The sequence below is a fragment of the Ignavibacteriales bacterium genome (assembly GCA_016709765.1).
Lineage (GTDB): Bacteria > Bacteroidota > Ignavibacteria > Ignavibacteriales > Ignavibacteriaceae > IGN3.
In genome coordinates, this window is record JADJMD010000012.1 from 304,401 (window position 1) to 318,422 (window position 14,022).

General features: G+C 32.6%; 8 protein-coding genes. 4 read left to right on the forward strand and 4 right to left on the reverse strand.

From position 1 onward, the window contains the following. The first annotated feature begins 130 nt into the window (after positions 1 to 130). Together IPJ23_07230 and IPJ23_07235 are read left to right on the forward strand one after the other, a co-directional pair. A complete protein-coding gene (locus tag IPJ23_07230; GenBank protein ID MBK7630477.1) occupies positions 131 to 2,128 on the forward strand; it encodes a von Willebrand factor type A domain-containing protein in 1,998 nt (665 codons plus the stop codon). A 99-nt stretch (positions 2,129 to 2,227) separates the two neighbouring features. Beyond that, the gene (locus IPJ23_07235; GenBank protein MBK7630478.1) at positions 2,228 to 3,187 is read left to right on the forward strand and encodes a polysaccharide deacetylase family protein; all 960 of its coding nucleotides are present in this window, start codon (positions 2,228 to 2,230) and stop codon (positions 3,185 to 3,187) included. Positions 3,188 to 3,241: 54 nt separating this feature from the next. On the opposite strand, the gene IPJ23_07240 is transcribed toward IPJ23_07235, so the two are convergent. Continuing rightward, positions 3,242 to 4,720, reverse strand: a complete 1,479-nt coding sequence (locus tag IPJ23_07240) for a T9SS type A sorting domain-containing protein (GenBank protein ID MBK7630479.1) — start codon at positions 4,718 to 4,720, stop codon at positions 3,242 to 3,244. A gap of 191 nt (positions 4,721 to 4,911) precedes the next feature. Continuing rightward, positions 4,912 to 6,774: a T9SS type A sorting domain-containing protein gene (locus tag IPJ23_07245; protein MBK7630480.1), complete on the reverse strand. Its 1,863-nt coding sequence runs from the start codon at positions 6,772 to 6,774 to the stop codon at positions 4,912 to 4,914. A 139-nt stretch (positions 6,775 to 6,913) separates the two neighbouring features. On the opposite strand from IPJ23_07245, the gene IPJ23_07250 reads away from it, so the two are divergent. Beyond that, entirely contained in the window at positions 6,914 to 7,843 is a 930-nt protein-coding gene (locus IPJ23_07250) for a YitT family protein (protein MBK7630481.1), read from the forward strand. A 106-nt stretch (positions 7,844 to 7,949) separates the two neighbouring features. Further along, positions 7,950 to 9,011, forward strand: a complete 1,062-nt coding sequence (locus tag IPJ23_07255) for a mechanosensitive ion channel family protein (protein MBK7630482.1) — start codon at positions 7,950 to 7,952, stop codon at positions 9,009 to 9,011. Between the two features lie 170 nt (positions 9,012 to 9,181). On the opposite strand, the gene IPJ23_07260 is transcribed toward IPJ23_07255, so the two are convergent. Both IPJ23_07260 and IPJ23_07265 read right to left on the reverse strand, forming a co-directional pair. Then, the gene (locus IPJ23_07260; GenBank protein MBK7630483.1) at positions 9,182 to 11,578 is read right to left on the reverse strand and encodes a sucrose synthase; all 2,397 of its coding nucleotides are present in this window, start codon (positions 11,576 to 11,578) and stop codon (positions 9,182 to 9,184) included. Further along, entirely contained in the window at positions 11,568 to 13,754 is a 2,187-nt protein-coding gene (locus IPJ23_07265; protein MBK7630484.1) for an HAD-IIB family hydrolase, read from the reverse strand. The genes IPJ23_07260 and IPJ23_07265 overlap by 11 nt, the downstream gene beginning before the upstream one ends. Positions 13,755 to 14,022: the final 268 nt, after the last annotated feature.

A 14,022-nucleotide genomic window follows, 5' to 3' on the forward strand; every position in this document is an offset into this window, starting at 1 on the left:
TTACATAAAATATCTAATCTGTATACCTACCAAATTACTACCCTAAAACACTCAAAAAGTAGTTTGAAAACAATTTTGCAAAAAATTAGAATAGCTGGTGAAACCCAATCAACCATCAAGGGAGGTACTTATGTTATTCTTTACAAAATTTTTTGCAATACTTTTACTATCAGTTCCCTTGTTTGCAAACGGAACATTGAAAGGAAAAGTTACAGACAAAGCATCAAACGAAGCTCTAATTGGTGCTAACATTATTGTGTTAAATCATTCCTGGGGCGCAGCTACGGATATTGACGGTTTTTACGAAATCAAAAATATTCCTGCCGGAACGTATACCATAAAAGTAACTTATGTTGGGTATGCTCCGTTTGAAAAAAAAGATGTTACAATTAAAAACTTTCAAGTTGTCGAGTTAGACTTTGAGCTTGAAACAGATTTCACACTTTCTGAAATCGTCGTAGTAGATCAAAAATATTTTGAACAAAAAGCAACTAACACTGTTAAGGTTGTAGATTCAGAAATGATTAATAAACTGCCGGTAAAAGGGACTAATAATATTATGTCACTTCAATCAGGAGTTGTAGTGAATGACCGTAGTATCAATATCCGCGGAGGAAGAGTTGATGAAGTTGGATATTATATTGAAGAAGTTCAAGTTCAAGCTGGTGTATATGAGTCTCGTTACAGCAAAATAAATCCAATAAATACTTCTAATGAAGAATATGCAGAAGTTGATGAAAATGTTTTTAATAATTCATTTAAAACTCCGCTTTCAACTTTTGCAATAGATGTTGATGCAGCTTCGTACACAAATGTTAGACGATTTATAAATTCAGGGCAACTGCCACCTAAAGATGCCGTGCGTGTTGAGGAATTTATTAATTATTTTGATTACGATTATCCTGCACCCAAAGATGAACCTGTAAAGATTTACACTGAACTTTCCAACTGCCCATGGAATAAAGAAAACTATCTTGTGCATATTGGAATTAAAGGAAAAGAAATATCAAGAGATCAATCTGGACCAAGCAACCTTGTTTTTCTGATTGATGTTTCAGGTTCTATGCAGCCTGAAAATAAACTTCCATTACTTAAAAGAGCATTTAAACTTTTAACAAAACAATTGCGTAACGATGACAAAGTTACAATTGTAGTTTATGCCTCTTCAACCGGGCTGGTTCTTGAACCAACTTTTGGATATGATAGAGAAAAAATTCTTAATGCAATTGATAACCTTTACGCAGGTGGTTCAACTGCTGGAGGGGCAGGAATTCAGTTAGCTTACAAAATGGCTGAAGTAAATTTTATGAGCGATGGAAATAACAGAGTTATTCTTGCAACTGATGGAGATTTTAATGTCGGAATTTCTAATACAACTGAACTTGTAAAATTTATTCAGGATAAAAAACAAAAAGGAATATTTCTTACCGTTTTGGGTTTTGGTGGAGAGAATTTAAAAGATTCCAGATTAGAAAAACTTGCTGATGACGGCGATGGTCAATATGCTTACATTGATAATTTTATGGAAGCTAAAAAAGTTTTTGTAAATGAACTTGGAGCCACACTTTTTACGATAGCAAAGGATTCAAAAATTCAAGTTGAGTTTAATCCTGCCAAAGTTAAACAATATAGATTAGTTGGATATGAAAACCGATTAATGAATGATGAAGACTTTGATAACGATAAAAAAGATGGTGGAGAAATCGGAGCCGGGCACACAGTTACGGCACTTTATGAAATTGAGTTGCAGGATGATATTGATGAAATAAGCGAACTACAATTAAAATACCAGGTTGTTGAACTTAAAGAATCAGCAAGAACTACAGATGAACTTTTAACTGTAAAATTCCGATATAAAGAACCGAATGGAGAAACAAGTAAATTGATTTCTCAAGCTGTTCCTCTTTCTGCGTTAAGAAAATATCCGAGTAAGAATTTTAACTTTTCGGCAGCCGTTGCAATGTTTGGGATGATTCTTAGTGATTCTGAAAATAAAGGGAATTCTAATCTTGATTATGTTCGAGAACTCGCTGAATCAAATCTTGGTGAAGATAATTTCGGATACAGAGAAGAATTTGTAGATCTTGTTCAAAAAACAAAAAGATTAGATCATCTTGCTGGAAGATAATTTATCATTAATATCAGGATACAATTTTGCATCCTGATATTTATATTTTTCCTTAAATATCTTTTCATATCTTTGCAGAAAATATTTTTAAAGGAAAAAATGACCAGATATTTTCAAATTTTATTTTTAATTGCACTGTTTACAATTGCAATTCTTTCACAACCAACGAATACCAAACGCTACATAGCAGTTACTTTTGATGACCTTCCGATGAATACAAAATATCTTGAAGATGGAAATCAATGGATTGAACAAACAGAAAAACTTCTTGGCATAATTAAAAAGTATAATATCCCAGCAATTGGATTTGTAAACGAATACAAAATTTATGTTAATAACGTTTTAGATTCTTCAAGAATAAAAGCATTGCAACTTTGGGTTGATGCTGATCTTGAACTTGGTAATCATACTTTTTCACATCCGGATTATCATATTATAGATCAAAAAGATTTTTTTGAAGATATTATTAAAGGGGAAAGAATCACAAAAGAGTTATTATCGCAAAAGAATAAAAAACTTGAATACTTTAGACATCCTTTCTTACACACTGGAATTTCTTTAGAAAAGAAAAAAGCTTTAGAAGATTTTCTTAAAGAACACAACTACACTATTGCACCTGTTACTATTGATAACGGTGAATGGATATATGCACGCGCTTATGAAAATGCCTACAACAAAAATGATTTTGAATTGATGGAACAGATTGGCTCCGAGTATGTTAGTTATATGATCGATAAAACTGTTTACTTTGAAAATCAATCAGTAAAATTATTTGGAAGAGAAATAAAACAAATTTTGCTTATCCACGCTAATATGATAAACGCAGATTACTTTGATGAATTAGCGGAAGCATTGATGAAAAGAAATTATAGTTTTATTACTTTGAAGGAAACTTTAACCGATTCTGCATATTTATCTGAAGATACGTTTACAGGTAGAGGCGGAATAAGCTGGCTTCATCGCTGGAGCTACACAAAGAAAGTTGATAAGAGTTTTTATGCTGGTGAGCCCGAAGTATCCAAAAATATTTTAGATATTGCGGAAGTCGATTCTGAATAAAATAAAAAAGGCGATTCATCTGAATCGCCTTAATTTAAAATTGATGATTGAGGGTTACTTAAGAAACAACATTTTTCTTGTTTGTTCAAAACTTCCGGTGGAGATTTTGTAAATATACATTCCACTCGGCATCTCTGAAGCATCAAAATTAACTTTATGAACACCAGCCGGTTTTTGTTCGTTAACCAGTGATGCAACTTCTTTTCCAAGAATATTGTAAACTTTTAATGTTACAAATGATTCTTTTGGAAGTTGGAATTCAATTGTAGTGCTTGGGTTAAATGGATTTGGATAATTTTGATTTAAAGAAAAGTTATCCGGCGCATTTACTACAACTTCAATTTCATTTGAGTATTCAAACATTCCATTAAAATCAATTTGCTTTAATCTGTATAAATATTTACCTGCTGAAACATTCTCATCAACAAAAGAATAATTTTGTTGTTCTGTTGTAGTTCCCTTTCCATTTACAAAACCAATGGAATTCCATTTTGAGGACTCAATATTTTTTCTTTCGATATTAAATCCGGAGTTATTGGTTTCCGTGGCTGTTTGCCAAATTAAATTAACTTTACCTGAATTTAGATTTGCTGTAAAACTTGTTAATTCAACTGGAACAGAAACTTGTGCAACATTGCTATAAGCTGAAGATCCCGTAACATTATAGGCTTTAACTCTATAATTATAAGTTAAAAATGTAACACTTAAATCTGTGTACATAGAAACATTTGCAACAACACTGTCAATCACAACAAAAGCATCAGTAGCAGTTTCTTTTTCTATTATAAATCCATCTTCATTATTCGAATTATCCGTCCACATAAGTTCTACAGATAAAGGATTTTGAATTGTGTTAGCAACAAGACTTAATGGTGCACTCGGAGCATCAGGTAAAGTATTGTTACAAGATTCATTACTGTAGGCAGAGTTTCCTACACCATTATAGGATCGAACACGATAACAATATTGCGTTCCACCTGCTAAACCAGTATTATTATAAGTGTTTACATTTGCGCCGACTTGAGCAATTTCAGAGTAAGTTCCACCAGTTGTAGTTTTTCTTTCAATCTTAAATCCATCTTCATTACTTGAGTTATCCGTCCAGCTAATATTAATTTGTGAGTTGCTAATTGGATTAGAATTTAATAATGATGGTGCAGGTGGAGCAGAAACAATATTAACTGAAGTTGTTCCCCACTGGCGACTAGGGTTTTTAAAACCAGCATTAACAGTATAACTACCAGCAGATGGTGCAGTTAGAGTAAAAGGATTGCTGCTGGTTGTATTTATAACGGCAACTACAGTACCGCTTGAGTTAACTAGTTCACCTCCAACATTACCGCTTGCACCAGTAACTGTAATACTTACTTGATTACCAGTTAAAACAGCTGCTGAAACGATACCTGATTGTGAAGTATGGCAGCCGCCACCGCCACAACCTGCAGTAGTTCCATTAAAGCCAGGCTCTGACTGCATTAAAGATACCATAATTATTACTAACAGAACTGTAACGAGTGTAAATGTAACTTTCATTTTCTCACCTTTTTGTTAATTACTAAAAGTTGCTATTTAACAATTATCGTACCGATGGTAAAAACCTTTATTAAGCGCAAAAAATAGTGGTTTTATCAGAGTTGGGATAAATGAAAGATTTAATTTTCATATTTAATAAAAAAACCGTCATTTCTGACGGCTTATTTAATAGGAAGTGATTTTGTTACGTTTTACTTCAGCAATAGCATCTTTCTTGTTTGTTCAAAACCACCAGCAGAGATTTTATAAAGGTATAAACCACTTGTTAAATTTTTAGGTTCAAAATTAACTTCGTGTATCCCTGCAGATTTTTCTTCATTAACTAAAGTTATAATTTCTGATCCGATTACGTCATAAACTTTTATTGTTACAAAAGAGGATTGTGGAATTTGATATTCAATCGTTGTACTTGGGTTAAAAGGGTTTGGATAATTTTGTGAAAGTTTAAAATCATTCGCATAAATAAAGTTAACTTCTACTTCAGTTGAATATTCGAACGTGCCGCTATAATCTATTTGTTTCAACCTATAAACATAATGTCCTGATTCAATTGGTTCATCAACAAAATTATAATTATTTATTTCTGTTGTAGTTCCGTTACCCTTTGTAAAACCAATCGTTCTCCAATTTTTTAATTTTTCAATTTCTGAATCCTTAAATCTTTGAATTTCGAATCCCCTATTATTTAATTCACTGGCAGTTTGCCAAGTTAAGTTGACTTTACTATCCCTAATATTAGCAGTAAAACTATTTAATTCAACAGGTATAGTTGCAGATGAATCATTTACAATTGCTGTCCAAACCGATAATGAACTTGCATCCAATCTCATCCAAATTGGATAGACCATTTTATTGAAAGCTGTGATATTTGTGTAATCACCAAAAAATACATTTGAGTTCGGATTGAATGATGACTCACTTACTTTAAAATTTGCAAAAGTTTCACCTCCATCAGTTGAGCGAGCCATGTAAACATCAGTAAGATTGTTTGAAGTATTTCTTCTATCATAAAAAACAAAATATAGAATCCCTGTTGTCTGGTCAATCGTCATCCACGTAAAAAATTGATGCCTTGTGGTATTATCATCATTAACTTTTTTTACTGCACTCCAAGTATTTCCGCCATCAGTAGATTTTGAAAGAAAGATATCAGTATTGCCAGTTCCATTTCTTTGATCCGACCAATTAATATAAATATTACCTCTAAACGGTGATTGGCTTGTATCACAAGCTGTAATGGGTAAACCATTTGCTCTATAAATCCCCGGAACTGCATAATCCCAGCCGCCTGGAATTGAAGCAACAAAAACATCTGTTCCCCAAGTGTTTCCACCATTTGTGGATTTATCAAACATCAAACCTAGTGGACCTGCCCAACTTGTATAAACTTCACCATTGGGACCCACGCACGGTACCGCACCTTCATCTGTGTTATCTTCATCAATACAATCGCCGCTTTTATCGCTAACAGTTAACGCTGTACTCCATGTTAGTCCCTTATCAGTCGAACGTGAAAATCTTATACGCGATGAATCAGCAGGACTGCTGCTTCCATAATTATCAAACTCTGTCCATGTTGTATAAATATTTCCTTTATAAAGTTGGCTGTGCATATCAACACCAAGCCATTCTTTATCCTGATTTTTTGGATTGAGATATCCAATGCCAGCACCATCGTTCCAGGTTAAACCATTGTTCGTAGATCTCTGAACAACGATTCGGTCAATCCAGTACCCTGAGATTGGTGGATTTGATAAATGTCCAAAGTATAAATATCCAAGTTCATCATAAACAATACAAGGATCACCCCAAACGCCGTAGGCTGAAGATGATAAAAAATCTGTTGTCCAGGTTAATCCTGCATCAGTTGATCTAAAAAAGTGATCTATATTTGCACCGGCAGAAATGTAATTTGGATTTGTTGGATTGATCGCGATTGATACTTCTTCCGGTTGCGAAGCACCTGGTCCATCAACACGAACATTTAGATACTGTGAGAATGAAAATGTAGATAGACATATGAATGTAATAAATAGTAGGACAGAATTTTTCATAATAACCTTGAAGTTTTTTGTTGTACTAATTTAAACTGTTTTTACATTAAATAAACACAATCTTTCAGTTTTTTCTTCAATTGAGAAGCAATCGTTAACTTTGAATGTTAAAATAAAATTTATATCCGATGAGAATTAGATGATTGAAAAAAATAAAAAATTAAATATTGTTTTTGAATATTTTGCAATTGCATTTGGTGCCGCAATTATGGCAATCGGGATTGGAATTTTTCTAGTTGATGCTAAAGTTGTTCCCGGTGGAGTAAGTGGTCTTTCAATGAGTATTCACTATCTAACTGGATTGCCTGTAGGTTTGATGATTTGGGTGTTAAATATTCCTCTCTACATTTGGGGAGTAAAAGAATTTGGAAAAGACTTTGGTATTAGAACTTTTTTTGGATTCACACTTAATTCATTCTTTATAGATTTTTTTAGAGGTGATATTCCAGGATTTGATTTTATTCGATTACAAGACACACCTACAATAAAAAATCTACAACAAAATGATTTTATGTTTTTAATCCTGATAGGAGCTGCACTTTTAGGAATAGGTTTGGGAATCATTTTTAAATTTAAAGCAACTACCGGTGGTTCTGATATTGTTGCAGCAATAATGCAAAAACGTTTTGGAACAAAACCCGGTATGGCAATTATGATCACTGATTTCTTTGTAATTATAATTGCGGGTATTATAATTGAGTTTAAAGGAATTGCAGGTGATCGTTCTGCGGTTACACTTACCTTTTACTCATTGTTCCTACTCTTTATTTCCAGCCGTTTGGTTGATGTTATTATTGATGGATTTGATTACGCGCGTTCTGTGAACATCATTTCGGATAAGAATGATGAAATCGCGAAAGCAATAATGGATGATTTAAGCCGAGGGGCAACGGCGTTAAAAGCACGCGGACTTTACAGAAACATAGACCGCGAGGTATTAACAACAGTAGTAACACTTAAAGAGTTATCAAAACTGTTAAGCATAATAAAAAAAGTTGATCCGAAAGCTTTTGTAACTGTTAGCAATGTACACGAAGTAATGGGTGAAGGTTTTAGAAGAAGAATTTAATTATCAATAAATAACTTTAGTGATTTAATTCACAGTGAGTTGTTTCTATATAAATAATTCTTATTATGTTACTTTATCACAATAAAAAATGAAATGAGTTATCAAAATGCAAGAACTATTAAACTATACAATTTTTGAAAACACAGTTTTAAAATATCTAATCGCGCTTGGTATTTTTATCGGCGGGATTGTAATTGTTTTTATATTCAAGAAATATATTTTAAGTCGACTAAAAAAATGGGCTGATTCAACCAGTACTTCTATTGATGATTTACTAGTCAGAGCAATTGAAAAATCTCTAGTTCCGGTTTTTTACTTAGGAGTATTTTATGTTTCAATTAAATCTTTAATACTCTCGCCCAATTTTGAAAAAGGAATTAATATCGCTGTAACTATTGTGATTACTTTTCTTGTTGTAAAAACAATTGTATCCTCAATCAATTTATCACTACAGTCTTACTTTAAAAAAGCTGATGATTCAGATGAAAGGGAAAAACAGATTAAAGGAATTCGCGGAATTGTTAACCTTACAATCTGGGCTATCGCATTGGTTTTTCTTTTAGACAATCTAGGTATAAAAATAACAGCTGTCGTTGCCGGACTTGGAATTGGTGGAATAGCTATTGCATTGGCTGCTCAAGCAGTTCTTGGTGATCTTTTTAGTTACTTTGTTATATTTTTTGATAAACCATTTAAGATTGGAGATTTTATAATTGTTGGCGACAAAGTAGGAGTTGTGGAGTATACCGGAATAAAGACAACAAGAATACGTGCTCTTAGTGGTGAGCAAATTGTTTTTTCAAATACAGATTTAACTAATTCGCGCGTTCATAATTATAAAAAGATGGAAAGACGAAGAGTAGTTTTTAAACTTGGAGTGATCTATCAAACTTCTTTTGAAAAATTAAAATTAATTCCTAAAATTGTTAAGGATATAATTGAAAAACAGGAAGATGCAAATTTTGATCGCGGACATTTTGCCAACTACGGTGATTTTAGTTTAAACTTTGAATTTGTGTATTATGTTAATGGCTCAGACTATAATAAATACATGGATATTCAGCAATCAATAAATTTTACCATCTATGAAGCGTTTGAAAGAGAAGGAATTGAATTTGCATATCCAACTCAAACTCTCTTTGTAAACAAAGTAAATGAGGAAAAGTAAGGAACCTTTTCGCAGGTTACATAAAACTGCTATAATAATCATTGTGAACGATTCGCCGCGGCGAACTAGAGTGAAGCAATCTGTTAATTTAATTAGCGTTTGAGATTGCTTCGTTCCTTGCAATGACTTTTTAAATAATTCGGCAATAGTTCTACAAATAGTTTTTAAGATCACCGTGCATTATGAATTTCTCTTATCTTATTTGCTCTCGGTTTGTATAGTGTATGATACAAAACATCTAAGTAAGCATTCATTTCACTCATTTCGATGTTAGAAGTATAGTTCCAAAACCCATATATTTTTGCTAGTGAGAGAAGCTTGCTAGCGTGAAGTTCCCAATTGTATGTTGTATCCACTCGCTTAATTCCGTTTTCAGAAATTTCATTCCAATATTTTGGATTTTTTTTGCACTGTTCCAAAAATGATAAAATGATTTTCTGACTTTCTTTTTCTTCAATCGGATCGATTAAGAATCCTGATTTTTTATTCTGAATTATTTCCAAGGGACCTCCATAGAGTGTTGCAAAAGTTGGAAGCCCGGAACGCATTGACTCGATAACAGTTAATCCGAATCCTTCAAATAATCCGCACTGAACAAAAATTCCTTTTCTATCTGCAACCACTCTATAAACTTCACCGGATTTATCTTTGCGTAAAAGTTTCCCAATCCATCTTATTTTGTTGTGGAGCTTATACTTCTCAATCAAGTTATGCATTACGTTTATCTGAGCTTTTTCTTCAATGTCAGTTGAATCATCCGCATTAATCTTTCCTGCAATTAAAATTAGATTTGCTTGTTCATTAATTTTTGAATTTTCACCAAACCATTTAACCAGAGCAGTTATATTTTTTATCTTATCTAGCCTGCCCATAGTAAAAATGGGAGTTCTTTCAGGATGTTCGAGTTTACCAATCGTTTCCGGATCATTAATGTTTTCAAATAAAAGTGCATTAAGTTCTTTTTGTATTCCTGTAAATCGTGACTCTTTTTCAGTGTATGGGAAAAATATTTTTTTATTAACGCCTGGCGATACAATGTTAAACTTTGGATGAAACAAATTTATTCCACCTGTAACCCGATATAACCCCGGCATTGAAAAATTTAAGTAAGATTCATATTGACCGATTACATCATCGGTCCCTGCAATTTCCTGGTATGAAGATGTAAGAATAAAATTAGCCGAATTCATTGCAATTAGATCAGCAGTAAATTGAACCGAGAAATGATAATCGTCATCCATCTTATCCCAATATAACCCGCTGAACAAATATTTACATTTTTCAAGAGCGTGAGCAATGTTGCACTGCGTGACTTTGAATTTTCTTGAAAGTAAAGTGGCAACCATGTTTCCATCAGAATAATTTCCAATAACCAAATCTGGTCTTTCACCAAACTCAGCAAGAAGTTCACGATATGAATCCTCGGCAAAGTCTTCCAAATATGGCCACATTTCAAAACGTGAAATCCAGTTATCAGTTACTTTTTTATTTCCATCTCTAAAAGGAACTCTTAAAATGTATGTGTTCTTTGTATCAAAAACTTTTTCAAGTCTTTTATTACAGGTCGTGCCTTCTGCATTAGGAATTAATCTAGTAAGAATTAATATTTTAGGATTTGCATTTACACCTGAGCTCTTAATGGAATTCATAACTTCCTGCTCCAAAGCTTTAACCTGATCCAAAATGTAAACTACCTGTCCACCCGTATCTGGTTTTCCAAGGACTCCCTGCTGTCCAAAATATCCGTGAGGGGAAACGGCAACGATATTAAATATCATAGGGATTTTTGATAGAAAACCTTTTAACAATTCATGATCTGGTGCCTGCATTAATTCTCTTAATTGTTCAAGAGTTTCCATAATTAGTCCTGCAGTATTTCCCAGCCCTGGTTCAAAACCAATTTCCTGTAATTGGTTTTTAAATTTTGAATATGGTTCGCTTTCTTTTTTATCTTTTAGAAAAGTCAAAGCTTGATCAATTCTGCGTATAAGTTCATCGTGGCTGCTAATTCTATCATTTAGAATTAATTGCTGTGTTTTATATTTATGCACAAATAGAAAATCAAACAATGCTTTTCTAAGGTTTTCAGGTTCTGTAAACATTTTGCTTGATAAATATCTGTTTAGATATTCAAAACCTTTTCCAATACTTTTATGATCACTTACGCTCGGAAATTTTCTGTAAAATGTTTCGAAGTTTATAGTAAGTTGATTGTTGTCCAAATCTGGTTTAACAAATTTTTCCTTTGCTATTAAATAATCTTTAGAAGATATTTTTTCGTAAATATATTCTTCAACATTAAAGAAGTAATGATTCGAGCGACCAATAACTTCACGGATTTCTATATAAACAACATTACCAAGTGTAACAGATTCTGAAATCTGCTTAATTATTATTGAAATTATTTCATAATTGTTGCTCTTTCCATTTTTCTTAAAAGCTTCTAGAAATTTTATATGATTACCTTTTACGCATAGTTTCTCCGGTGCCGAAACCACCTTATTTAGATAGCTGAAAAAATCTGTTTTATTATCTTTAATCAACTCTATTACGGATTTATATTGCATCTCTGTTCCTTTCCTGATTCATAAAATTATAATGATTTATTCCGTCCGATATTCCTGCTGCAAATCTTTTATCTGAAAAATATATTCTTCGTGATCCTTTCAACGCTTCTAATTCTGGACTATAATTTGCCACAACAACTCCAAGCAAATCACCTTTAAGCATCTCCATGTCATTGCCTGAATCACCTGCAACAAGAATTTTTTCAAAAGGTATATTCCATCTATAGGCAAGATATCTTATAGCTTTTCCTTTTGAGGCTCTGTACGGCAGTATGTCAAGAAATTGTCCGTGACTAAAAATTAGATTACATTTAATTTTATTTCTGAGTAGAAGCTCTCTTACCTTATTTAGATTTTTTTTATTGTCATTGGTATAATAACTTATTTTAAATTTTCTCTGATTTTGTTTTTCCTGGTACTTCAGAAAACTAAACTTTGTAAGGAGTTCAACAATTTTTTCCTTCTGCCATTGATGTGATATATGAGCATCCCAGCCTTTTGAATAAATTAATTCATCCTTATAGTTGTAATAAATTTCTGATCCCACGGAAGTAATAAAAAAGTCTGGTACGGAAATATTATTTTTCTTTATTATTTCTACTGCTGATTCGATAGCTCTACCAGTTGCAACACCAAATCCAATTTTAGGTGACATATTCTTAATTGTTTTCTTAAAATCATTCAAAGCAAGATCATCTCCAATCAAAGTATAATCTATATCTGTAACAATTAATTTTTCCATATCAAGCAATTTTCTTCCGGTTTCTGCAAATGTATTCTGAACCTTAGAGTGTGTTTTTAGAATTTTATCGACTTCAAATAAATATTTTTCCGTATGAGCTTTCCACGAATAAAACTTTTTAACATTATTAATTCCATTTTCAGAATATTCTTTCCAGAGTTTTTTATTATCTAAAATCCGATTAAGAGCGATCGAAATATTTTTATGTTCTGATACATCAACTGTAATCCCGCTTTTACAATTAGCAATTATATCTCTTGGCCCGCCATCTTTTGTACTAACCACGGGCAAACCACTTGCGGCGGATTCGATTAACGTCAATCCAAAAGTTTCAGATAGAGAAGCATTTACAAACACACCTCCCGTTCTTGCAGCCAGTCTATAAAGTTCTGGAACTTCAATATTTGTATCGTGCCTTTTAGGAATAGCCATTTTTCCATAAAGATTGTATTTATCTATAAGCAATAATATTTCCGTAAGAACTTCACGCTCGTTTTCTTCCATTGTTGCAATATCATCTCTGATACCAGCATAAATTGCGAGGTTTGCCTTCTTCTGAATTTCTTTATCCTCTCCATAAGCGGTTATTAAGCCGGAAATATTTTTTCTCCGGTCAGGTCGGCACAAAGAAAGTATAATTGGTTTATTCAAATCAACAAAAAACTTGGTGTATTCCTGATTGATATGTTTAATTAATGAAGCAGTTTGCTCGTCAAATTGTCCAATCTCATTGTATGGAAAGAATTTTTCGAGATTTACTCCAGGTGGAATTACTTTAAATTTTGATTCCGCAGCATTTTGGTAATTTTTGATATGATTTTCGATTTCCTGACTTGTACTGGTTACAATCATATCAGCAAAGTAAAATATTTCTTCTTCACTCTGGATGCGTTGACTCATTTTATATCTTTTTTCAACCTGCTCCTGCGGTAGACCATCGTCAAGCAGTTTTTGAAGTTTATCTTTCCCTATTGAGTGAGAGGTATGAACAAAAGGGATTCCAAAAAATTTTGTTAGTTCACTGCAAACATATCCTGCATCTGCATAATGACTATGGATAAAATCAGGCAATCTTTTTCTTGCTTTTAAATATTTAATGCTTTTATCTATAAACTCTTCAAGATGATTCCACAATAATTCTTTACGAATATATTTTCCACCACCTGCTCTTATTCTGACAATATCAAATTTGTCATTAACTTTTTCCATCGGGATGGAATAATCTTTTGACAGCTTTTTATCATCAATCCACCTGGTTACAAGTTCAACTTTTTCTACTTCCGGATATGTGCTTAATATATTTGCAAGTTCAAAGACATACTTAGTTTGCCCCCCTGTATCAGCATCATGTCCAAGCTCAAGATTGTGACCTCGGATCAGCCCGTGTACACTATAAAGTTGAATGTACAATCCATTTTTTTCGTCTTTAGCCATCAAGTACCTTTATAATTTTTTTGTGAGTTGAACGACAAGCAAAACGCAGATTTATATTGATTCATCAACTATAACCTTAAAAAGCCGCTCATTATAAGCCTTTAATTTTACAAAATAAGATTATTTTTGTGAATAGCAAGTTTTCTTAGCAATTCTAACTTAAGTTTGATCTAACGTAGAAAAATAAATTGATGCAAAAAAATAGTTATTACCGAAACAACAGTTGATTCTATTGACAATTTGTATCACACAGAGACAAAACATTCAA